Raw genomic sequence first — 21,009 nt, 5'->3', positions numbered from 1 at the left:
ATTTAATTTCAGAGTAAAATCTGAAGCAATGGCCAGTTCACAGGCAAGTACACCACTTGAATATATCAGCGAGCTGCCAGAAGAGCGGCAGGTTGTGATCAAAAAACTCAGGAATGAGATCAAAAAAAATCTGCCGGAGGGTTTTGAAGAAGTTATGAGTTATGGCATGATCGGCTACGTTGTACCACATAGTTTGTTTCCGCAAGGATATCATTGTGATCCCAGGCTACCATTACCTTTTATAGCTATAGCAGCGCAAAAAAATCATTTTGCAGTGTATCATATGGGCATCTATGCAGATCCCATCCTACTCGAATGGTTTCAGAAAGAATACATGAAGCAGGCTACCATTAAACCGGATTTGGGTAAAAGCTGTCTTCGTTTTAAAAAAGCTGAACATATACCTTATGAACTTCTCGGCGAATTGAGTTCTAAAATGACTGTAGAGGATTGGATTGCGATTTATAAGCGTTCCTTGCAGAAATAAACGCACGAACATCACTTGCAAAAATCGATATCAATATTATGATTGCTGACGGCGCATGGGTGAAAGCAGTTGTTCATCGGTAATAGTGAGGGCACATTTGAAATGACCTTCCGGACAAGCTTTATGGCCATGAAGACCGCAGGGTCTGCAGGAAAGTTGTTCAGTTGTCTGAATAATGGTGGAATTTTCCGATAATGGCCCGAATCCAAACCATGGCATTGTGCTGCAATAGATAGCGGTCAAGGGTGCGTTTACAGAGGATGCAAAATGCATGGGAGCAGAATCATTTACATAATTCATCAGTGCGTCTTTCATCAGTGCGGCAGATTTGAGAAAGTCCAGTTTTCCACAAAGAGAGACCAAATCAGGATTGCGAACATTTTCAATGATCTGTTGCGCTAGAAGTTGGTCTGATGGGGCTCCTATCAAATAAATTTTCAGACCTGGTGGCAATCTTTTAATGAAGGAGATCCATTTTTCGACAGGGTATTGTTTAGTAAACCATACTGATGCAGGAGCTATTACGATATAGGGTTCTGACTTTAATGATTCCACTTCGGAGAAGTCGGCCGTGGAAGGGTGGAGTTTGGGAAGAAATGCTTTTTCATCAGTAATATCCTTGATCAGGTCATTACAGCGATCAATTTCATGCTTATACTTATTGGCAACTGATACAATATGTGGGATTGATTTTGTGAAGAATCTACTGAAAGGATTTTTATCATAGCCCCTTGTTTCCCTGGCACCTGAGAATGTGGTAAGGAAACCGGTTGCAGCGAAACGCTGTACATTAATAACCCGATCATATTTTTCTATTCGGATCAATTTGAGGATACGCATCAGGTCACGGAATTTTCCCGCTTTCTTATCCCATATGATCAGTTGATTTAAAAAAGGATGGTTGCGGAGCAAACCTTCATTCCCTTTACGAAGGAGGAAATCAATACGGGCATCAGGGAAAAACTTATGAAGTTTTTCGAGGATACCGGTAGCAAGCACTACATCACCGATAAAGGCAGTTTGTATGATCAGGATTTTTTGCATCAGTAAGATGATGGAGCGAAATTATACAAACTGAATCCATTGGCAATTGCAGATGTATGGGTAGAGCAAACAACTCCGGCTTTTGCATTAAGAGCAGCATTATCAAGAGGAATTACCACCAATGGTTTACGAAATCTTTTAATAAGGGTATTATTGAAATTATCATTTACCAGTGCTATGGGAGCTGCGCGGTTGGCATCAAGTAGTTGTTCGGAGATACCGAGTATCCCACTGAACCAGGTGGCGGATGCCGGACTTAGTTCTTCAATGAAATCAAAAACTGCCAGGTCTGGTGCTGAAACAAATTGAAGCAAATCTCTTTGATCGGCGATCAGGATAACGGGTTGTTGAGCGTTGGCGTAAACACTTAAAAGAGCCATGACCGCCAGATCATTCGTAGCATCAGCTGAAAGCATCAGGCCTGCTTCTGTTGGAATAACGGCCAATCTTCCACCATGGAGGCATATAAGTGTGTTGTCTATATCCGAATTGAAATCTCCCATCCCGTAAAAATAGCTCCCCTTTTCCCTATCTTCGCCGGAAATTTTTGCTATATGAACTTGCACGAATACCAAGCCAAGGAATTACTGAAGAAGTATAATGTGCCGGTGCAGGAAGGCATTGCCTGCAATACTCCCGGAGAAGCCGAAGAAGCCTACCGCCAGATCCACACCCAATACTCCAGCAAGTTTGCTGTTGTTAAAGCACAGATACATGCTGGTGGAAGGGGTAAAGGAAAGATCCGCGGAACAGAGCAGCGTGGTGTTGCTGTTGGAAAGAATGCAGAGGCAGTTAAAGAGATTGCCCAGAACATCCTCGGAGGAACACTGGTTACCATACAAACAGGAGAAGCAGGTAAGGTAGTGAACAAGGTACTTGTTGCACAGGATGTATATTATGAAGGACCAAATCCGATAAAGGAGTTTTATCTCTCCATATTATTGGACCGTGCCAAGGGACAGAATGTAATCATGTATAGCACTGAAGGAGGGATGGATATTGAAGAAGTTGCTCACAATACACCGGAAAAAATATTTAAGGAGTGGGTACATCCAGGCGGACTGTTGCAGGGATTTCAGGCACGTAAGATAGCTTTCAATCTGGGATTGAGTGGGGAAGCATTCAAGAACTGCGTGAAATTTGTAACCAACTTGTACAATGCATATGTGGGATTGGATTGTGCGATGCTGGAGATCAATCCATTGTTTAAGACCTCTGATGAAAAGATCATTGCAGTTGATTGCAAGATGAATATTGACGACAATGCACTGACCCGTCATGCTGATGTAGCATCACTACGAGATATATCCGAAGAGGATCCAACAGAAGTGGAAGCGGGAAAATACAATCTGAATTTTGTAAAACTTGATGGCAATGTTGGATGCATGGTGAATGGTGCCGGATTAGCGATGGCAACCATGGACATGATCAAGTTAAGTGGTGGTGAGCCGGCGAACTTTCTGGATGTTGGAGGATCAGCCAATGCGCAGACTGTGGAGGCCGGTTTCCGTATTATCCTGAAGGATCCGAAGGTAAAAGCAATCCTGATAAATATATTCGGGGGGATTGTACGTTGTGATCGTGTAGCCCAGGGCGTTATAGATGCCTATAAGAATATGGGAAATATTGAAGTTCCTATTATAGTGAGACTTCAGGGAACCAATGCAGCTGAGGCTAAGCAATTGATTGATGAGAGTGGATTAAAAGTACAGAGTGCCATCATGTTAAGTGAGGCGGCTGACCTGGTGAATAAAGCGGTTACTGCTGCCTAACATCATAAGAAATAAACTTCAATCCCGGTCAGATTTGGCCGGGATTTTTTTTAGGTGAAAGGCGATCGTATAAATACTCCCCATCAAAAAAAATATTGTGGAAAATCCTATATGATATTAAAATTGTTTGTATTTTAACTGCAATTATTTCAAAAAGCCCTACCTGATCGTCTCCAAACTTTAGGTGCCTTGAATTAATAACCCCGCTTTATTAAAACCTTATCTGTCCCTAAGTAACCTGACAATTTTATTGAAGAATTGACGAGTATTTTCAAAGCCTCCCCGTTTTGAGAATCCTGTCCTATTGCCTAAACCGAGACGATAATTTACACCCCCTAAACCATTAGAGTATGAGACTTCTTACTCAAGCTTTTGGCATGCCTATGTTTACGCTTGTAAACTGCGCTGCGTCTGTAAAAAAATCATTTTATCTTTTCCTGACATCCTTTTTAATTTTTGGCTGGGGAATTGCAGTTGGGCAGAGTCCATGTAACGTAAAACCAAATGACAATTGTACCTCAGGGGATATCACTATTCAGAGCGTTGTCCTTGTGGATGCTGCTGGTAATCCTTTATCAAGTAATTGTACACCGGGTAGCCAGGTTACAGCATACCTTAAGGTGAATTTCAATGTAACTTCTAATGAACGTTATGGATTTCTAATAACCGGAAGGGTTTATATCAATGAGCAGCATGTTCAGGTAATTGATGAATGTTATGCACAAACATTTAGCAGTGGTCCGAAAAGTGTTGTACTTCTTAATGACCCTGTAACCTGGACATGTGGCGCCACAATAGAATTAAGGGATGTATTTACGGCATGGGATAATAATGCACCTGCTATTGTTAATGGAAGTCCTGTATATGCTGTTTGTACATATTATAATAGTACTACCCGAACATATAATTGCGCCAGTTTAACACCAAAATGTTTTTACTATCCCACGCCTATTAAGGTTGTGGGGCCATTAATTGCAAATTTCGGATGGAGTGGAAGTTGTAATACGGGAAACATTGCACAGACCATCGCATTTACCAATCTTACTACGGGTGGTACTACACCTTACACATATACCTGGAATTTTGGAGATGGCTCTGCAACTTCCAGTATACCCAATCCTACACATACCTATGCAAGCGCTGGAAACTATACAGTAACCTTAACTGCCAATGATGCATCCAACCCTACCAAGCAGGATGTACAATCATATGTAGTGGCGGTAGCCAGTTGTTGCATTGCACCGTCTATTACTACCCAACCAACCAATAAAACTGTTTGCCAAGGTGCAACTACATCATTTACGGTTGCTCATTCCGGAGGTTTCCCAACACCAAACATTCAATGGCAGGTAAGTATAAATAATGGGACTTCCTTTACTAATCTTTCCAATGTTGGTATTTACAGTGGTACAACAACAACAACATTAACCCTAACAGGTGTTTCTAATATTCAAAATGGATATTTATATAGAGCAGTATTAACAAGTGGTAGTTGTTCTCCTGTTAATTCAGCTCCTGCTAGTTTAACCGTAACGGCCGATCCAACCATCACCCTGGATGCACCCAATACCACGGTCTGCATCGGAGGAGATGCCACCATCACCGCTACCGCCGCTAACGGAACCGGTACCTGCACCATCCAGTGGCAGTCCAGTACCAACAATACCGAGTTCACCGACATACCAAACGAAAATGGTGAGACCTTTGCACCATCCACCGCAACCCCAGGCACCATGTACTACAGGGCAACCTATAGCTGCACCGGCAATGGTTGTGGTCCGGCAACCGCCGATCCCGTCACCATCACCGTGGACGCTCAAACAAATGGAGGAACTTTAACAGGTGCCAAAACAGTATGTGAAGGAAGCACCAGCGGTCAGTTGAGTTTGACCGGACAAGTGGGTACCATCCAGCGATGGGAGTCTTCTCCAACAGGAGATGCTCCATGGACCACAATAGCACATACCGCTGCCACCTATACTTCCGATGCCCTCTCCGCCGATACCTGGTTCAGGGTCATCGTCAAGAGCGGCGTGTGTGCCGAAGCAGCATCCAATGCGGTGAGGATCACCGTAGAACCAACGCCGGTTATTGTAATTAATCAGCCAGAAGCAGTTTGTGCGCCAGGGGTGGTGGATTTGTCAACAACTATAAGCGAAGAGGGAACAACAAGCGGACTCACATACACGTATTGGAGAACATATCTGAATAATGTTCTGAGCAATGAGATTACCGGTTCAGACATCCAGAACATTAACCAATCAGGCACTTATTATGTGAAAGGAACATCAGCACTTGGATGTTATGCAGTAGCATCAATTGATGTAACATCCACCAATTGCAACGGCCTTATCTATCCGACTTCTACAACATGCAACTCCTTCCTGAATGGACAGCCACCTTTGGATAAGATTTGCATAACACGCGCAACAAAAGGTAACAGGTCAACTATTTCTAATGCAACACCGGGTGTATTCTTCTACTACACTAGTATTGTTGCTCCGGCCGCATCCTTCACTGTTGATATCATTCAATACAATGTTTGCAATCCAACCCTGAAACCATTCAGTATCCAAAAAGGACAAGTATTTGGATTCAGTAGTGAATGTACAAAAATCGCAACTGGTGCAGAGGTCAGAAATCAGCCAGGAAATGCAACCATATCATTCACCGGCCTCACACCAGGACAAATGGTGGTTATTTCCGTGAAGTATGATACCAAGTCCATCATTGGTGGAACAATGCCAACAGCAAATTGTCAATTCTATTTCATCTCTAAAGTGAATGGCGTTGTTGATAATAATACTGCAGGAAACATACTAGTATCAGAATGTAAAGCACCATTGATAACTGTGGCAGCACCTTCAATCCAGGGAACATTATCTGATGTTCCGGAAAGTATAATCCTGAAGGCATATCCAAACCCTTATCTGGATGAGGTGAACTTCAATTTCATTTCACCTGTCAGTGACAAAGCAACAATAGAAATGTATGATCTGCTGGGAAGAAAAGTTGCTATCGCATTCAGTGGAAATGTTAATGCAGGTGTTACCAATTCTGTCAAGTATAGGATCCATGGAGCAAGAAGAGAACCACTATTCTATCGTCTTGTAATTGGATCACATATTGTAACCGGCAAACTCATCCCAGGAAGTAAATAAAATTAAACCCCTTTAAACATCCCAAAGCAGGTACTTAGAAGTGCCTGCTTTTTTTATACTCCCATCTTTTTTACCGCTAACTTTAAATCCAAGATCAGTTGCCATGAATAAATTAAATTTTATACTGCTCAGTTGTTTGCTGCTATCATTATCTGCCTGCGTTAGTCAAAAGCCTGTGTGGTCAGATGAGTTTAACAAAGCCGGACTGCCCGATTCCACGAAATGGAATTATGATGTTGGTGATCATGGATGGGGAAACAACGAAAAGCAGTTATACACAAACGCAGATTCCAATAATGCAGTGGTTCGCAATGGATCATTATTCATAACCGCCCGTAAAACAGGTGAGGGCAAATACAGCTCGGCAAGGATGATCACCAAAAACAAGGGCGACTGGAAATATGGTCGCATTGAAGTCAGGGCCAGACTTCCAAAAGGATTAGGAACCTGGCCCGCTATATGGATGCTGCCAACAGACTGGAAATATGGCGACTGGCCCGCAAGCGGGGAAATCGATATCATGGAGTTTGTAGGATATATGCCAGACTCCGTTTTCTTTAGTGTACATACAAAATCCTATAATCACTCCATCGGCACACAGAAAACCAAGGGAATATTTCTATCCGACACACATGAAAACTTCCATATTTACGCAATTGACTGGAAGGAGAATGAGATCATTTTCCTGGTCGACAAAAAAGAAGTTTTCCGTTTCACAAAAGAGAAGAATGATCCCGATGTCTGGCCTTTTGACCAGCGATTCCACTTATTGCTGAACCTGGCGGTTGGCGGCAACTGGGGTGGACAGAAAGGAATAGATGATAAGATATGGCCTCAACATATGGAGGTTGATTATGTACGGGTATACCAGTAAAGGTGGTGAGCCTCCTCTAATACTCATGAGCCAATTCCAGGTTCCATGAGCCAATTATTTGCATTTATGATCCAATTAATGGGGGTACATGAGCCAATTATTCAACTTCTTTAGGGTTCATATTTTTTGCAAATATGTATTTTGCACCCGCTCCTTTACCCTCACCAATAAGAATGCCCATACTGATTATATCCTTCAAATCACGGGTAGCCGTAGCTTTAGATACCTTATTGATATTCTGGTAAATTGAATTGCTTAGTTCACCAAATCTTGCCAGATAAATTAATCCATTTAGCTGGCGTAGAGACAGTGGAAAGGATCCAAATTTCTCTACCGCCAGTTTTTCAACCGCCCTTTGTGAGAGAACTTTGTGCTTATTAATATACTCTTTTACCAGCACACTGCAGGCTCTTCGGTAGCCTTTATCCTTAAGATATTTGATCCTTTCCATTACCTCCTCCCTCTTAACCGGATCAGTAAGAATTTCCCTGGCATGTTTCATAGCCTTACTAAATAATGCATTGGAGGCACGTTGCGCGGGAGAGCGAACCACTTTACTCATGTTCGGGTGTTTGCTCACTACAGTCTTTCCCCTATAATCGCGGTATACAATAGTTTTTCCAATTGAACCTGATATACGCTGCATTATAATATTATAACTACCGTCGGCCATATAAATTAATTTATTACTAATATAATATAATCCTAAATAAAAAACATCCTACGGACATCCTACGGATATCTTCCGAAAATCCTTCGTATTAGAAGGCATTCAACTTAACTTTAACTCCGCTTAAAGCATACTCGTTCAAGCCTTTTCCTTAAGTAGAATTCAAATAATTTATACCGTACTTTCTTTGTTTTTTACCATTTTATCATTATCTTTTACCTAACCGTTATCCTTACCCTCTTTACGATCAGTGATCTCCGGTTTTGTGTTGAAAATCTGCATCTGCACCTGTTGCATTCATTCGCTTTTTTAAACCCAAAACCATAGTTATGAAACGATCAATCATGATGGTGCTGGCCATTGCAGCATCCCTTTCATTTGCATTTTCGCAGGAAGACAACAACAACGTATTCTGGACAAACATTATCCAGATAAAACTTGACAAAAGAGCCGATTTCGAAAAAAAGCTTCCCGCCTTCCTCAAAACACATTATCCCGGTTTTAGCTTCCGGATCTATGAAATTATTACCGGACCTAACACAGGTTCCTATGCCGTGGTTACCGGACCTTTATCTTACAAAGACCTGGACCAGCCTATGACAAGTCCCAAAGGCGAGGCAGCGAGAATGGCAGATGAGCAGGCCCTGGACGCTATTTCCGTTAAAGCCGAAGTAAGCCACTTACGAAGGGTGAATGACCTTAGTATGGCAAAAACGGATAGAAAGCTGAAATTTCTGCAGGTTACATACCGCGAATTTCAAAACGGAAGCTGGGGCGATACCAGGGATATACTCAAAAAACTAAAAGATGCCCGAATTGCCGGGGGATCAAAGTTTGATGTGGATATATACCGCCCCGTAGCCAGCGGACCCCTGAATATGTATGCCAGTGTCCGCTATTTTGAGAAATGGGAAGAACTCGACTACGATGAAAAACTAACTGACCTGTATGATAAAGTAAATGGAACCGGCAGTTGGTACAGGGAAGTAAATAAACTGAATGAGTGGACTAAAAATTCCAGAAGTGAATTGAGGGTATTAAGACCTGATCTTAGCGTCAATAAACAATAAAACAAAAAAAGGCTGCCAATGAAACTGGCAGCCTTTCTACATCAGATTGTTTTCTTTGGTGGCAGCGCAAATGCTTTTGCCTCATGCTCAAAATGCCCTTTATGCGATCCATCACAGAAGGGTTTGTTCTGTGACATACCACATCGACATATACTTACTAATTCTCTTCCCCCAAGATCATAAATGTTCCCTTCCTTATCGCGGATCTCAAAATCGCCTTCCACGCGTAATGATCCGTTGTTGTTGACTGTAATAATTGTAGTTGCCATATTTATATAATTTATACGCTTGTTCTTTTTGTTCCTGAATACAATTCATATTCCAGCAGCCGGCAGTCTATTTTGCCATTGAAAAATTCGATGCGACGGCTTGCTTTTAATCCGATCTTTTTTGCGAGTTCGAGATTACCTGTGAAAACATAACCAGTATAGCCCCGACAGCGTTTTTTCATAAAATCCCCTATCCGTTTATAGGTTTCTTCCAGTTCAGCCTCCTCCCCCAAACGCTCACCATATTCCGGATTAATTATTACAATGCCACCTCCTTCTTCAGGGAAAGGTGCCTCCGCAAAATCGCCCTGAAAATATTCAATATAATTCTCAACGCCGGCCATACCAGCATTGATCTTAGATACATTAATGGCATCGGCGCTGATATCCGAAGCATAAATTTTTAATCCGGGTACTTCTCTCACCTTTGCCCTCAATAAAGCCATCTCCTTTTCATATAGCGTATGATCATATCCGTGAATATGCATAAATGCATAATTATTCCTGAGAAGTCCGGGCATACGCGAAGTAGCAAGCAAAGCTGCTTCAATTGCCAGCGTACCAGAACCGCACATTGGATTTATCATTGGCGATTGCCTGTTCCAGTTGGTTGCCAGGAGGTTTGCAGCCGCCAGTGCTTCCAGCATAGGAGCTTTACCTGGTATTTTCCTGTACCCATGCTTTGCAAGGGTTTCACCGGAGCTGTCAATGAAAAGTTCTGCCTGGTCGTTCTTCCAGAATAAATAGATGACGGTATTATCGAGCAGAGGACCTGAATCCGGTCTTTTCCCTGTTTTTTCGCGCAAAACATCAACGATAGCATCCTTTATCCTGACATTAGCGAACATATCAGTACGGATCGTTTCATGATACACATTACTGGAAACAGAAAAGTATCCGTCGGCAGGAATCACTTTCTCCCAATCAACTTCGCGGGCCGATCTATACAGTCCGTCTGGATCAAAACATGCGAATCTTTTGAGGGAATACATCACCTGGCTTGCCGTTCGCAGGTTGAGGTTGAGTCTGATACAATCAGCCAAGGTCCCTTCCATGAATAAACCCGTAGACAGTACATCTTTAACTGTATATCCCAGGGCTTCCACTTCCATTTTCAGGAAAGGTGACAATCTCTTATTACAGGTGATGAAAATCCTGCTACGCCGTGTAAAATGACTCATTCCAGCAAAAGTAACGTACGGGGATCAACTTCTTTCATTCTGTACTAATTTTGCAACAGTTCCATATTATGAGCAATCACTATACAATAGACGAGATCATTCAGCAAACAAAAACATGGATCTACAAAGTTGTGATCGGATGTAATTTTTGTCCATTCGCTGAACGGGAGATGAAGCGAGGAACTGTTCGCTTCATGGTTCAGGAGAGTCATGATCCGGTCCTTTTACTGCAATCATTCCATGAGGAGTGCCTGCATTTGGATGCCGATCCCAATACAGAAACAACTCTTATCATTCTTCCATACGCTTTTGAGGAGTTCCAGGACTATCTGCAGTTTTTGGAGCTCGCGGAAAACCTTATTATAGAAAAGGGCTATGAAGGAATATACCAGGTGGCAAGTTTTCATCCTAAATATCATTTTGCGGGTGAGCCTGCAACGGATGCAGCCAATTATACCAACCGCTCACCTTATCCAATGCTTCACCTGCTTCGGGAGGAAAGCATTGAAATAGCTTTGGAACATTACAGTGGTAATGCTGATGAGATACCAGACAACAATATCCGCTTTGCAAGGGAGAAAGGAACAACCTATATGAAAATGTTGCGGGACAGTTGTTTTTAATATTTTTATGTTGAAACCAAAAATCTGCGAACTTTAAGCCGGCATGCTTATGTGCCTGATTTTGAAATGAAAAGAACGATAATAACGGGAACCGGAAAATATATTCCCAACCGGATCATCAAGAATGACGCATTTGGACACCATGTTTTCTATACCGAGGATGGTCAACCGATTCAAACTCCTCCTGCAGAAGTTACGGAGAAATTCCGCCAGATTACCGGTATCGAAGAAAGAAGATATGCCGAGGAAAACCTTACGGCATCCGCAATGGCATTGGAAGCTTCACGTATAGCTATTTCAGATAGTGCAATAGACCCTGAAACACTTGACTATATCATCGTTGCGCATAATTACGGAGATATCCAGACTGGAAGCATACAGTCTGATGCCGTTCCATCACTGGCTTCAAGAGTGAAACACCACCTGGGAATAAAAAATCCGGCCTGTGTTGCATACGATATTCTTTTCGGTTGTCCGGGATGGTTACAGGGAGTTATCCAGGCCGATCTTTTCTTTAAAGCGGGTGCAGCCAGCAAGGCATTGGTGATAGGATCGGAAACCCTTTCGAGAGTAATAGATACACATGACAGAGACAGTATGATATTTGCCGATGGAGCCGGTGCAACTGTACTTGAATATAAAGAGGATGCCGGAGATACCGGCATATTGGGTTCGGCAGCACAGTCAGACTGCACGGTGGAAATGGATTTTATTGATTTTGGCATATCCTATATTCCGGGATGTGTAGAGAACCATCGTTATATTAAGATGAAGGGAAGGAAAGTATATGAATATGCGATTACACAGGTACCCGCAGCAATGAAGGGTTGCCTTGACAAAGCCGGAGTTTCCATAGCTGATCTGAAGAAAATTTTCATTCACCAGGCAAATGAAAAAATGGATGAGGTGATCATTAAAAATTTCTATAAGCTCTATGGTCAGCGCGTAACGCCTGAAAAAATTATGCCCATGAGCATACAATGGTTGGGAAACAGTTCGGTGGCAACTATCCCCACCCTGTATGACCTGGTAAAGCGAGATGAGTTGCCTGATCACCACCTTCAGAAGGGAGATATTATTTTATTTGCATCCGTTGGAGCTGGTATGAATATTAATGCAGTTTGTTACCGATACTAGTATGATCAAACCCAAGGCTGAACATTACCAGGTCATCATTATCGGTGGAGGACCCATTGGTTTGGCTTGTGCGCTGGAAGCAAAAAGATCCAGACTTAGTTATGTAGTTCTGGAAAAGGGTTGCCTTGTAAACTCGCTCTATAACTATCCTACCAATATGACCTTTTTTTCCACCTCGGAAAGGTTGGAAATCGGTAATGTCCCCTTTGTTTCGAATAACGCGAAGCCAACGCGTGCGGAGGCCCTGGAATATTACCGAAGGGTAACAGTAAGTAATGAGATCAATCTGAAATTATTTGAAGAGGTGTTGGCTGTAAAGAAACAAGTCCTCAATTTCACGGTTCGAACCGCGAAGACCAATTATACTGCTAACAATATAATTATAGCAACAGGCTTTTACGATATTCCATACCGTCTCAATGTAGAAGGTGAAGACCTGCCGAAAGTTACCCATTATTATAAGGATCCTCATTTTTACGCATTCCAACAAGTAGCCATCATTGGCGCCCAGAATTCTGCTGTTGATGCTGCCCTTGAAACATGGCGTAAGGGTGCAATTGTAACCATGGTTGTAAGACAGCCGGAAATTGGTAAAAGAGTGAAGTATTGGGTGAGGCCCGATATCATAAACAGAATTAAAGAAGGTTCCATTAAAGCTTATTTTGAAAGCACTGTTGCTGCTATTCGTGAACATGAAATGGATATTCAAACCCCCGATGGAATGATAACTATTCCCAATGACAGGGTGATTGCTATGACGGGGTATGAACCCAACCTTAGCTTTCTGAAAAAAACAGGTATTAAACTTTCAAAAGCCCCAGTCAGAAAACCGTATTACAACGAGAAAACACATGAAACGAATATTGAGGGAATCTATCTGGCCGGTGTAATCTGCGGAGGCATGGATACGCACAGTCTCTTCATAGAAAATTCAAGGATACATGCCAAAAGGATAATGGCCCACATCAGGAGAAGGGAAAAATGAATTATATTTAGGTAGCTATCTCACCCTCAAAACCTCTTTATGGGACCTTTATCCAAATGCGTAATCGGGGCATCCGCATACCTCTTAATGTCCTCATGTTCTAAACATTCCGACACTAATCAAATTGATCTTCCCGGGACATCTCTTTCTCAAATTGCAAAAAACTCTTCCTTAAAAAAACATCGTCCTGTTCTTTATAAAGTTGAATACCTGGGTGCACGAAATGCAAGTTCTGCGGGCAAAGCAATTTTGTATAATGATAAAAAAACGAGGCCCTCGAGTGCGTTCGTAGCAAGGGACCCAAGGAGGCAGAGTGGGCAGGGATTAAGCTATATGGTAGCTAATAGATACAGCACAAATTCAGGCAGCAATATCCAACAGCAATCAGCAGCTTTTGACAGGGCAATGAACAGTTGGGCTGGCACAAATTGCTCCCGTTTAAGCTTCCGTAAATTGCAGCCTGCAGGCGCTGTCGGTTATATATCGTCGTTACTCGGCTTTGGTGGGAGCCAGAATTATATGGCAGACATTGTTCATGCCGGATTTTTAGATGCTGCATTTTTTGATCAGATCGTATCAGGCGGGGCAGGATATATACTGGCCGCAACATTCACATTGATATTCTTTGATGAGAATGGCATGCCGACTGATATTGATAAAAATGGTGCTAATGATATCGCTTTCCAGGAAACCTATTACAATAACAATTTTAACTGGACCACTTCTTCATCTACCGATTACGATATCGAATCGGTTGCACTTCATGAAACGGGGCATGCCCTTGGCTTAGGTCATTATGGAAAAGGAGAACTGCAAAAAAACGGACAACTAAAATTCAGTCCACGCGCAGTTATGAATCCTGTTTACCAGGGAGTACTCCGCGAAATTAAAGGACCTGACAAATCCTACGAATGTCTTATCTGGAAGAACTGGATCAACTGATCTCACATTAGTGCTGCATAAAGTAACACAAGCAGCAGCCCACCAATTGACACGATCGTTTCCATGATGGTCCATGACAAAAGTGTTTCTTTGACCGTAAGTCTGAAGTATTCCTTGAACATCCAGAATCCTGTATCGTTTACATGAGAAAAGAAAAGGCTCCCGGCTCCAACAGAGAGAACCATCCATTCGGGCGATACCCCACCGGCCTGAACAATAGGTGCAACAATACCGGCAGCAGTAAGGGCTGATACAGTTGCAGATCCTATCATCACTCTTATAGCTGCTGCAACCAGCCAACCTGCCACCAGGGGAGGAAATTCATATCGTGCCACAAGTGATGCAACTTCATTTGCCACGCCACTTTCTGTAAGCACCTGCTTGAAAGCCCCTCCGGCCGCAATAACCATCATAATGACCGCAATGCTTTCTATTGCGGAGCCATAGTGGCCCATCAGGGTTGCCATATTCATACCCTTTCGGATTCCGAGCCAATAACCTGCAAGTAAGGCAGCGATAAGCATGGCCAGAACGGGTTCTCCAATGGCCATTAAAAAAGGGTAAACAGGGTTATCGGCAGGAACAATATTTATGAGTGCTGCGGGGATGGCAATTAATAAAACCGGCAAGAGGGCGATCCAGATACTGGCGCGGGCAGTTGGCAGACCAGCTGTATCAGTGGTTGCAGTAATCTCTTCAGTAACCATAGGTCCGCGGTGACGGAATCTCTTTCCGAACAATACACCTGCGATCCAGACCAATGGCAATGCTACCATCATTCCGTAAAGTATGGTCTTACCAATGGAAGCCTTGAATATGGCCGCCAGCGCAACCGGACCAGGATGAGGAGGAAGAAAACCATGCGTAACAGATAAGGATGCCGCCATGGGCATGGCCACATAAAGCAGCGGAACTCCTGCACTTGCAGCAATGGTAAAAACAAATGGAACAAGGATCACAAAACCGGCATTGTAAAAAAGTGGAATACCCACCAGGAAGCCCATCAATAAAACAGCCCATTGAAGATGGTCTTTCCCGAAGGTTTTCATCAATGACTGGCTGATAACAGTTGCTGCACCTGACTTTTCAAGTATGCGTCCCTGCATGGCTCCCAGGCAGAGAATAAGGGCCATACTACCCAGCGTTGAACCCACGCCATCCTGAACAGCTTTCATCAGTTTTGGGAATGGGAGCCCATATAAAAATCCAACCATAAGGGTCACCAGTAAAAGAGCAATAAAAGGGCTGACCTTTTTTATTGTCAGGAAAAGGAGAACAGCGATAGCTGCAATTATTATCAGGAATGACATAAGCGAAGAAATTGCTGGTAATTGGAATTGTATATAGATTTCGTTTGTGCATTGGGGATAAACTCTTCCATTTCACCCTTCAAAAGAGAAAAGAATGCATCATAATCTACAATGATTTTTTGCGATCTCATTCCTGTTGCAATAGCGCCCATGGCTGATGCATCTGCTTCTCTGGAAGGAACAACCAGTTTTCTGTCGAGTATATCAGCCATAAGTTGTACCCACCACTTATTGGCGGTAAAACCACCACTGGCATGGATGGTATGGATATTACCTGTGGCAGTTTCCAGGTGATGTAGCAAAAGGCGAAAAGAATATCCGATTCCTTCCAGGATAGCTCTTTTAAAATGTTCCTGCCGATGATTTATACTTATACCCGAAAATATTCCTGTTGCACCCGCATCCCAAACAGGAGCTCTTTCTCCACCAAACCATGGCACACAGATCATTCCATCAGCACCCGGCGGTACTGCAGAGGCCATCTCAATGAAAGAACTTATAACGGTCGCAGCATTGCGATCACCCTTCATAACCTTTTCTTCCCACCATTGCAATACAATACCACCATTATTTGTAGCAGCACCTGTTATGTAAAATTGCTCATCAAGAATGTAGGTAAATAGTTGGGATGAATGGTTTTTGCTGAGTTCACTATGCGCCACCCTGATGGCACCGCTGGTTCCTATGGTTAAGGCAGCTTCTCCCCTTTTAAGCGCATTGCTGCCAAGTTGTGCCATCCCTCCGTCACTCCCTCCAATCACCCATTTGATATGTGTAAAGGGCAAGCCATGTATTGCTGAATTACCTTGCCGGCAAAATTCCACCGGAACGGGTTCTGGTAACTGGTCTTTGCGAATTCCAGCCAGTGTTAAAGCCGGACCATACCATTGACGCGACCGGGTAGAAAACATTCCGGTTGCGGAAGCAATGCTATGATCAGTTTCCCATTCACCGGTGAGGTGAAACCATATATACTCCTTGATGCCGGTGCATTTACCGGTTCGGGAAAGTTGGGTTGGATCGGTATGATTGATCCATGCCAGTTTACAAAGTGGCGACATGGGATGAATGGGTGTGCCGGTTTCTTCGAATAGACCCTGCGCCAACACGTTAGCCTTTAAATCCTGGATTATAGGTGCAGCACTATTATCCGCCCATGTATACAAAGGAGTGATGGGATGGTTATTATCGTCAACCAGCATGATGCTATGCATTGCCGAACTAAAGCATACAGTAAGCTCCTTTTGAAATAATGACAGCGATTCTCCTGCTTCAGAAAGCAATTGCTTTACTGCATCAAGAATTTCCGGGGCATCCAATATGGCGCCGGCTCCTTTAGTATATCCCCGTTTGGATTGATAAACCAGGTGAAGGCGCTCATCACAAACAAGTAGTTTGGTATGGGTTGTACCGATATCAACACCGGCGAAATATTGCATAGACAGATTTACTGTCCCGAATATAAGATTTCCCTGCGAGGACCTTCCAGCGCATATACATCAAGGGGGAAATGCCGGGTGGTGCGTTTGTTTTGTAATAATTGTTGTTTGAGCGCTGCGGCAGCGGCCTCCAGTGAACGACCGTCCCTGCTGTCATAATCATTCAGCACCAGGTCGGTTGCTTCTTTAATGGCCATATCAGGATCGTCGAGATAGTAGTAGAGTTTTGCCAGCAGGTAATGGGAAGCATAACGCAATTTCCGATGGCTCTTACCACGACCGCTATACTGCTTCCGGATCTTTTCGAAATAGGCAATAGCAGGCTTTACCTCCTTACGAACATCATCAACGGGATCGTTCGGGTTAAGCCTGAAAAGTGCATTCTTTATTGTAGCCCAATTAGCCCTGAAATCATCATATTCAGGATGTTTCCGGCTATCGAGTATCCAAACCTGGTCTGATACCCTGCGCTCGGCATAACCATACTGGTCGGTAAGGTTATAGGAAAGTCGGTTGATGGTACCCATAAGTACATCACGACTTAGTTGCGTACTCAGCACCATAATATTCAGGAAAATATTGGCAGCTTCAGAACGAATTCCGGTTTCCAGTCCTTTATACTGGTGCTGGCTTTCACGTGACATTAACTGGTATTGTTGCAACTGCTTTCCGCGATGATCTTTGATCAAAACTCGGGCTGCATAATTATAAGTAAGCACCGGGGCATACCACAAACGCTTCCCGGTAATATTTCCATTCTTATCCTTTTTGATTTCCTCACACTGAACTATATCCGATTTAAGAATGATCAGGTCTTCCATTTTCAACTCCACAGTAATATGGCCATCATTTTCTAACTGTCTCCAGCCTTCGATGACCAGGCTTTCTTCCGGCCTTTCCTGTTGAAGCCCGAGTTTCATCAGCGGTCCCGTTTCGAGTTTAAAATCATAGGTATGATAAGAAGAATCGATCGGGAGGCGCGGAAGGTCGCGGTATGAAACGGTAAAACTAAACCGGTCGAGATCTGTACTCTGGGCTTGCAGGGCTACTGTGTTGAACAGCGCTATGCCTATCAACCATAGGTTTTTCATAAAATGGACAATTTGGCTAGGCCTATAACGCTGAATCCTTCGAATTATTCTACTGGCTCCATCACCTGAAAACATTAAGGAAGGTGGTCTCAAGACTGAGGAAGTAGTTATTGCGTGCGATCCTGCTCATATTTCCAGATGCCTGAAAGCGTGCACCCAGGTTAAGTTTTGTGGCACTGTTGAAGATCAGCTGTACAGAAGGAGCAATGTCAGTATAGTACATTCCAGCTTCTAAGCCCTTCATTCCCAAGAATTCAAGGTATAGGTTTAAGTTAACCTGGTCGTAGCTCTCATATTCGCGGGGAAAGAGCAGGTAACCTGCTGAGAGACTATAATTCAGCGCAGATCTTTCATATTCGCGCCCATGATGAAGAGCCGGCTCCTTATCTGTAAGCACCATTAATGATGCTGTACCGGAAACTGCAAGTTTGTTAACGAGCTGGGTAGCAATAAGGCCGGCCTGAACACCACTATTATCACCATCAAGATTCATTTCTTCATAAACCATGTTATTGCGGGAATAGGACCCATCAGCAAATGCTGCCATACGGAAATGATTATGGATGCCGTCTTTAGAATAAAACCTCCATTTCAGGTAAGCCTTTGCCGATTCCCATTTCAGATTATCCGAATAGAAATCAGAGAATGTTGTGCTTGCCCTAAGCATAATGTTTTTACTGATGCCTGCCATTAACTCGGGCATATAACGCTGCGCCAGTTTGCCTGATTCTTCATTGTCGGCTAAGCGGGCAGTCAGCTTTGCACTGAGTGAGCGTGCCGGAACATTTGACGCCGGGTCAGAAAAAACATATAATTCCTGTGAACGGAGGGATGCAGTAAAAATCAGCATCCATCCGAATAACAATAGAACCTTATTCATGCCATTATTTTAAAGCTTGCTGCAAATATTTTTCTAGTTCCTCATGGGTGGGATCAATGGAAATGACCCTCCCCTGCTTATCCAATAACCAGGCAGCGGGCAATTGTTCAATACCCCATGCCAATGCGGTGGGAGCATCCCAGCCACCGGGTTCCTGAACCTGCAGCCAATTTATACGGTCGGCGCGTATGGCTTTTTGCCAGGCTTTAATATCGGTATCTAGACTGATCCCGAGAATCTCAAAACCTTTCTGGTGATATTTATTGTAGATGGATCCGATTGAGCGATTGCTCTTGCGACAGGGTGCACACCAACTTGCCCAGAAATCAACTAATACAACCCTGCCCTGCAAGGAAGATAAACTGCGGGTTTGGCCGGTTGTGTCAGGGATGGAAATTTCAGGAGCCATAGTGCCTATTTTCGGTTGTGCATTCACTGAAGAGTACACCAAAAAGGCTATAATAATTAATAAAATATTTCTCATAATACGAATGCCGTTCCGGCAATTGATATTACCGGAACGGAACTTATTTTAGATGATCACATGATAAATTCGGGTACCGGCATCAATACCCTCAGCAGTACAGCAGTCGCCCGCTTTACCCGTTTGAACACAGCTCATTTTAGTTGATGAACTATATTTTTTGAATGCTTTCGCTGGCAGAAAATTTTTATCTACGATGGTTATCTCCTGCTCGCCTGAAAGATTTCCTTTTCCTGCTGCGAGGAAGTGGTAAGTAACACCATTAATGATATGGTGAGAATCCTTTTTTAATTCAACATTGTTGAATTCACCTTTCAGTTTTAGCAGTGCAACTGAAAATCCCGCATCTTCAACACCTTTGCGAAGGGCATCAATATCAACCGGCTGGTCCTTTTTAAAAAGGATTTCAAAATTGGAAGATTTGATATCCACAGTGATGGATTCTACAAATGGTAGTTTTTCCAATGACTTATTAATTGCTTTTGTACACAAAGCACAGGTTAGTCCACTTGCCTGTAGATTAGCCTTAGAGAATTGCGCATTAGCTGCTATGGCCGACAGCACTATTGCTGCCAGTAATATGATCTTTTTCATTTTTTCTGATTTTGTGATTATGATTTGCAACAACCCTTCTCCTTACATGCCTGTTTGTCTTTTCCGCAGTCATCATGATTGCAGTTGGTACAGGCTGAATCAGTGCAACAGGATTGCTTTGCAGGGGTTACTGAAGATGTTTCCTTACGGTCATACTTGCAGCATCCATGAAGGTTATCATAGACTTTATCATCGGCGCTAAACTTTTCTGTATCATATCCGGCTGCTGCAATGGCCTGCTGGATCTTATCAGAACTGGTCTTCTTTCCTTTATAGCTTACAGCGAGAATCTGGGTTTCGTCATTCCAGCTGGCCTTGGATGCGCCGGCAGATTTTGCGGCTGTTTCAATTGTTTTCTTACACATACCGCAATTGCCCCAAACTTTTATATTCTCGCTGTTGGAAGATTTTGACTGGCCAAAGGAAACGGAAGAAAAAAGAACAAATAATATAGTGGTGAATAATGAAAGCGTTTTCATGACTTTAATTTTTGATAATGATAAATAAAAACAGGTTCAACATGCCGGAGAGGCGTGCTATCATTATCAAATCCTGAAAACGCAAAGAAGACTTTGGATTGATGTTGGTAAGGCGCCAGGTGGCGGATTAGCCATATAGGGTTTCGAAGCCGTTTCCCGGGGAACAGGAATATATTCTTCTGGCACTAATAAAGGTGCAAAACTGACCACAGGCGCATCCACAGTAAATTGTAAGGAGGATGCTTTCTGGTCGGCACTGATCTTTAAAAGTTTATACTCATCCTTACAGCAATGGTTCTTACCATCTGTTACATCCATCCCGCAATTACCACAAGCGTCTTGTTCGTTGGAAGTAATGAATGTGAAGCCCGCATCGGCAATACGACCCATGCAATGATGTACTTCCAGCAGTAGTCCGCTGGAAACAGCCAGGTAAAGTATCCCAATTGATATGGCGAGAATTTTCTTCACTGGTGCAAAATTAATAGCAAATTCGGGATATCAAAGTATTGGCTGT

General features: G+C 43.1%; 22 protein-coding genes. 9 read left to right on the top strand and 13 right to left on the bottom strand.

Annotated elements, in window-relative coordinates; translation table 11 throughout:
* The first annotated feature begins 28 nt into the window (after positions 1 to 28).
* Positions 29 to 487: a DUF1801 domain-containing protein gene (locus HY58_RS04195; protein ID WP_039128473.1), complete on the top strand. Its 459-nt coding sequence runs from the start codon at positions 29 to 31 to the stop codon at positions 485 to 487.
* A 36-nt stretch (positions 488 to 523) separates the two neighbouring features.
* On the opposite strand, the gene HY58_RS04190 is transcribed toward HY58_RS04195, so the two are convergent.
* Positions 524 to 1,531: a glycosyltransferase family 9 protein gene (locus tag HY58_RS04190; RefSeq protein WP_039128470.1), complete on the bottom strand. Its 1,008-nt coding sequence runs from the start codon at positions 1,529 to 1,531 to the stop codon at positions 524 to 526.
* On the bottom strand, positions 1,531 to 2,034 hold the full coding sequence (locus HY58_RS04185) for a Sua5/YciO/YrdC/YwlC family protein (RefSeq protein ID WP_039128468.1): 504 nt from the start codon (positions 2,032 to 2,034) through the stop codon (positions 1,531 to 1,533). Before HY58_RS04185 ends, HY58_RS04190 begins: the two co-directional genes overlap by 1 nt.
* A gap of 51 nt (positions 2,035 to 2,085) precedes the next feature.
* Here HY58_RS04185 and sucC point away from each other — a divergent pair, with 51 nt between their 5' ends.
* From sucC to HY58_RS04170, 3 genes are all read left to right on the top strand, one after another.
* A complete protein-coding gene (sucC, locus tag HY58_RS04180; RefSeq protein WP_039128466.1) occupies positions 2,086 to 3,303 on the top strand; it encodes an ADP-forming succinate--CoA ligase subunit beta in 1,218 nt (405 codons plus the stop codon).
* A 350-nt stretch (positions 3,304 to 3,653) separates the two neighbouring features.
* Positions 3,654 to 6,464 carry a PKD domain-containing protein gene (locus HY58_RS04175; protein ID WP_039128463.1) on the top strand — a complete coding sequence of 937 codons (2,811 nt, stop codon included), beginning with the start codon at positions 3,654 to 3,656 and terminating at the stop codon, positions 6,462 to 6,464.
* Positions 6,465 to 6,567: 103 nt separating this feature from the next.
* Complete coding sequence (locus tag HY58_RS04170; protein WP_039128460.1) at positions 6,568 to 7,338, top strand: family 16 glycosylhydrolase; 771 nt, start codon at positions 6,568 to 6,570, stop codon at positions 7,336 to 7,338.
* 97 nt (positions 7,339 to 7,435) lie between these two features.
* On the opposite strand, the gene HY58_RS04165 is transcribed toward HY58_RS04170, so the two are convergent.
* Positions 7,436 to 8,011 carry a hypothetical protein gene (locus tag HY58_RS04165; protein ID WP_039128456.1) on the bottom strand — a complete coding sequence of 192 codons (576 nt, stop codon included), beginning with the start codon at positions 8,009 to 8,011 and terminating at the stop codon, positions 7,436 to 7,438.
* 326 nt (positions 8,012 to 8,337) lie between these two features.
* Here HY58_RS04165 and HY58_RS04160 point away from each other — a divergent pair, with 326 nt between their 5' ends.
* A complete protein-coding gene (locus HY58_RS04160) occupies positions 8,338 to 9,078 on the top strand; it encodes a hypothetical protein (protein WP_039128453.1) in 741 nt (246 codons plus the stop codon).
* A gap of 41 nt (positions 9,079 to 9,119) precedes the next feature.
* On the opposite strand, the gene HY58_RS04155 is transcribed toward HY58_RS04160, so the two are convergent.
* Both HY58_RS04155 and HY58_RS04150 read right to left on the bottom strand, forming a co-directional pair.
* Positions 9,120 to 9,347 carry a CDGSH iron-sulfur domain-containing protein gene (locus HY58_RS04155; RefSeq protein ID WP_039128450.1) on the bottom strand — a complete coding sequence of 76 codons (228 nt, stop codon included), beginning with the start codon at positions 9,345 to 9,347 and terminating at the stop codon, positions 9,120 to 9,122.
* Positions 9,348 to 9,358: 11 nt separating this feature from the next.
* Positions 9,359 to 10,528: a class I SAM-dependent RNA methyltransferase gene (locus HY58_RS04150; protein ID WP_039128446.1), complete on the bottom strand. Its 1,170-nt coding sequence runs from the start codon at positions 10,526 to 10,528 to the stop codon at positions 9,359 to 9,361.
* 68 nt (positions 10,529 to 10,596) lie between these two features.
* On the opposite strand from HY58_RS04150, the gene HY58_RS04145 reads away from it, so the two are divergent.
* The 4 genes from HY58_RS04145 (at position 10,597) to HY58_RS04130 (ending at position 14,215) form a co-directional block, all read left to right on the top strand.
* Entirely contained in the window at positions 10,597 to 11,151 is a 555-nt protein-coding gene (locus HY58_RS04145) for a DUF1415 domain-containing protein (RefSeq protein ID WP_039128443.1), read from the top strand.
* 66 nt (positions 11,152 to 11,217) lie between these two features.
* Positions 11,218 to 12,288 (top strand): 3-oxoacyl-ACP synthase III family protein, encoded by a 1,071-nt coding sequence (locus tag HY58_RS04140; RefSeq protein WP_039128440.1) that lies wholly within the window; start codon positions 11,218 to 11,220, stop codon positions 12,286 to 12,288.
* 1 nt (position 12,289) lies between these two features.
* Positions 12,290 to 13,273, top strand: coding sequence for a YpdA family putative bacillithiol disulfide reductase (locus HY58_RS04135; RefSeq protein ID WP_039129627.1), 984 nt, complete (start codon positions 12,290 to 12,292; stop codon positions 13,271 to 13,273).
* Positions 13,274 to 13,606: 333 nt separating this feature from the next.
* Positions 13,607 to 14,215, top strand: coding sequence for a matrixin family metalloprotease (locus tag HY58_RS04130; protein ID WP_172644597.1), 609 nt, complete (start codon positions 13,607 to 13,609; stop codon positions 14,213 to 14,215).
* 2 nt (positions 14,216 to 14,217) lie between these two features.
* Here the strand turns inward: HY58_RS04130 and HY58_RS04125 are convergent, their stop codons facing one another.
* The 8 genes from HY58_RS04125 to HY58_RS04090 all read right to left on the bottom strand — a co-directional run bounded on the left by HY58_RS04125 (position 14,218) and on the right by HY58_RS04090 (position 20,963).
* The gene (locus HY58_RS04125) at positions 14,218 to 15,525 is read right to left on the bottom strand and encodes a gluconate:H+ symporter (protein ID WP_039128435.1); all 1,308 of its coding nucleotides are present in this window, start codon (positions 15,523 to 15,525) and stop codon (positions 14,218 to 14,220) included.
* Positions 15,513 to 16,964, bottom strand: a complete 1,452-nt coding sequence (locus tag HY58_RS04120; protein ID WP_052323828.1) for a gluconokinase — start codon at positions 16,962 to 16,964, stop codon at positions 15,513 to 15,515. Before HY58_RS04120 ends, HY58_RS04125 begins: the two co-directional genes overlap by 13 nt.
* A gap of 8 nt (positions 16,965 to 16,972) precedes the next feature.
* Positions 16,973 to 18,055 (bottom strand): hypothetical protein, encoded by a 1,083-nt coding sequence (locus HY58_RS04115; RefSeq protein WP_039128432.1) that lies wholly within the window; start codon positions 18,053 to 18,055, stop codon positions 16,973 to 16,975.
* A gap of 61 nt (positions 18,056 to 18,116) precedes the next feature.
* Entirely contained in the window at positions 18,117 to 18,935 is an 819-nt protein-coding gene (locus HY58_RS04110) for a hypothetical protein (RefSeq protein ID WP_039128429.1), read from the bottom strand.
* Between the two features lie 4 nt (positions 18,936 to 18,939).
* A complete protein-coding gene (locus HY58_RS04105) occupies positions 18,940 to 19,344 on the bottom strand; it encodes a peroxiredoxin (protein ID WP_172644596.1) in 405 nt (134 codons plus the stop codon).
* A 123-nt stretch (positions 19,345 to 19,467) separates the two neighbouring features.
* Positions 19,468 to 20,013 carry a heavy-metal-associated domain-containing protein gene (locus HY58_RS04100; RefSeq protein ID WP_039128423.1) on the bottom strand — a complete coding sequence of 182 codons (546 nt, stop codon included), beginning with the start codon at positions 20,011 to 20,013 and terminating at the stop codon, positions 19,468 to 19,470.
* A gap of 17 nt (positions 20,014 to 20,030) precedes the next feature.
* Complete coding sequence (locus HY58_RS19305) at positions 20,031 to 20,492, bottom strand: heavy-metal-associated domain-containing protein (protein ID WP_216593771.1); 462 nt, start codon at positions 20,490 to 20,492, stop codon at positions 20,031 to 20,033.
* A 66-nt stretch (positions 20,493 to 20,558) separates the two neighbouring features.
* Positions 20,559 to 20,963, bottom strand: coding sequence for a hypothetical protein (locus HY58_RS04090; protein ID WP_039128420.1), 405 nt, complete (start codon positions 20,961 to 20,963; stop codon positions 20,559 to 20,561).
* Positions 20,964 to 21,009 lie beyond the last annotated feature (46 nt).

Origin of the sequence: Flavihumibacter sp. ZG627, assembly GCF_000814325.1 — a bacterium.
Taxonomy (GTDB): domain Bacteria; phylum Bacteroidota; class Bacteroidia; order Chitinophagales; family Chitinophagaceae; genus Flavihumibacter.
This window is presented reverse-complemented; position numbering and strand designations above follow the sequence as displayed.

Coding starts and splice junctions, on each gene's coding strand:
- HY58_RS04195 (WP_039128473.1), top strand. CDS start 29: ATGGCCAGTTCACAGGCAAGTACACCACTTGAATATATCAGCGAGCTG.
- HY58_RS04190 (WP_039128470.1), bottom strand. CDS start 1,531: ATGCAAAAAATCCTGATCATACAAACTGCCTTTATCGGTGATGTAGTG.
- HY58_RS04185 (WP_039128468.1), bottom strand. CDS start 2,034: ATGGGAGATTTCAATTCGGATATAGACAACACACTTATATGCCTCCAT.
- sucC (WP_039128466.1), top strand. CDS start 2,086: ATGAACTTGCACGAATACCAAGCCAAGGAATTACTGAAGAAGTATAAT.
- HY58_RS04175 (WP_039128463.1), top strand. CDS start 3,654: ATGAGACTTCTTACTCAAGCTTTTGGCATGCCTATGTTTACGCTTGTA.
- HY58_RS04170 (WP_039128460.1), top strand. CDS start 6,568: ATGAATAAATTAAATTTTATACTGCTCAGTTGTTTGCTGCTATCATTA.
- HY58_RS04165 (WP_039128456.1), bottom strand. CDS start 8,011: ATGGCCGACGGTAGTTATAATATTATAATGCAGCGTATATCAGGTTCA.
- HY58_RS04160 (WP_039128453.1), top strand. CDS start 8,338: ATGAAACGATCAATCATGATGGTGCTGGCCATTGCAGCATCCCTTTCA.
- HY58_RS04155 (WP_039128450.1), bottom strand. CDS start 9,347: ATGGCAACTACAATTATTACAGTCAACAACAACGGATCATTACGCGTG.
- HY58_RS04150 (WP_039128446.1), bottom strand. CDS start 10,528: ATGAGTCATTTTACACGGCGTAGCAGGATTTTCATCACCTGTAATAAG.
- HY58_RS04145 (WP_039128443.1), top strand. CDS start 10,597: ATGAGCAATCACTATACAATAGACGAGATCATTCAGCAAACAAAAACA.
- HY58_RS04140 (WP_039128440.1), top strand. CDS start 11,218: ATGAAAAGAACGATAATAACGGGAACCGGAAAATATATTCCCAACCGG.
- HY58_RS04135 (WP_039129627.1), top strand. CDS start 12,290: ATGATCAAACCCAAGGCTGAACATTACCAGGTCATCATTATCGGTGGA.
- HY58_RS04130 (WP_172644597.1), top strand. CDS start 13,607: ATGGTAGCTAATAGATACAGCACAAATTCAGGCAGCAATATCCAACAG.
- HY58_RS04125 (WP_039128435.1), bottom strand. CDS start 15,525: ATGTCATTCCTGATAATAATTGCAGCTATCGCTGTTCTCCTTTTCCTG.
- HY58_RS04120 (WP_052323828.1), bottom strand. CDS start 16,964: ATGCAATATTTCGCCGGTGTTGATATCGGTACAACCCATACCAAACTA.
- HY58_RS04115 (WP_039128432.1), bottom strand. CDS start 18,055: ATGAAAAACCTATGGTTGATAGGCATAGCGCTGTTCAACACAGTAGCC.
- HY58_RS04110 (WP_039128429.1), bottom strand. CDS start 18,935: ATGAATAAGGTTCTATTGTTATTCGGATGGATGCTGATTTTTACTGCA.
- HY58_RS04105 (WP_172644596.1), bottom strand. CDS start 19,344: ATGGCTCCTGAAATTTCCATCCCTGACACAACCGGCCAAACCCGCAGT.
- HY58_RS04100 (WP_039128423.1), bottom strand. CDS start 20,013: ATGAAAAAGATCATATTACTGGCAGCAATAGTGCTGTCGGCCATAGCA.
- HY58_RS19305 (WP_216593771.1), bottom strand. CDS start 20,492: ATGAAAACGCTTTCATTATTCACCACTATATTATTTGTTCTTTTTTCT.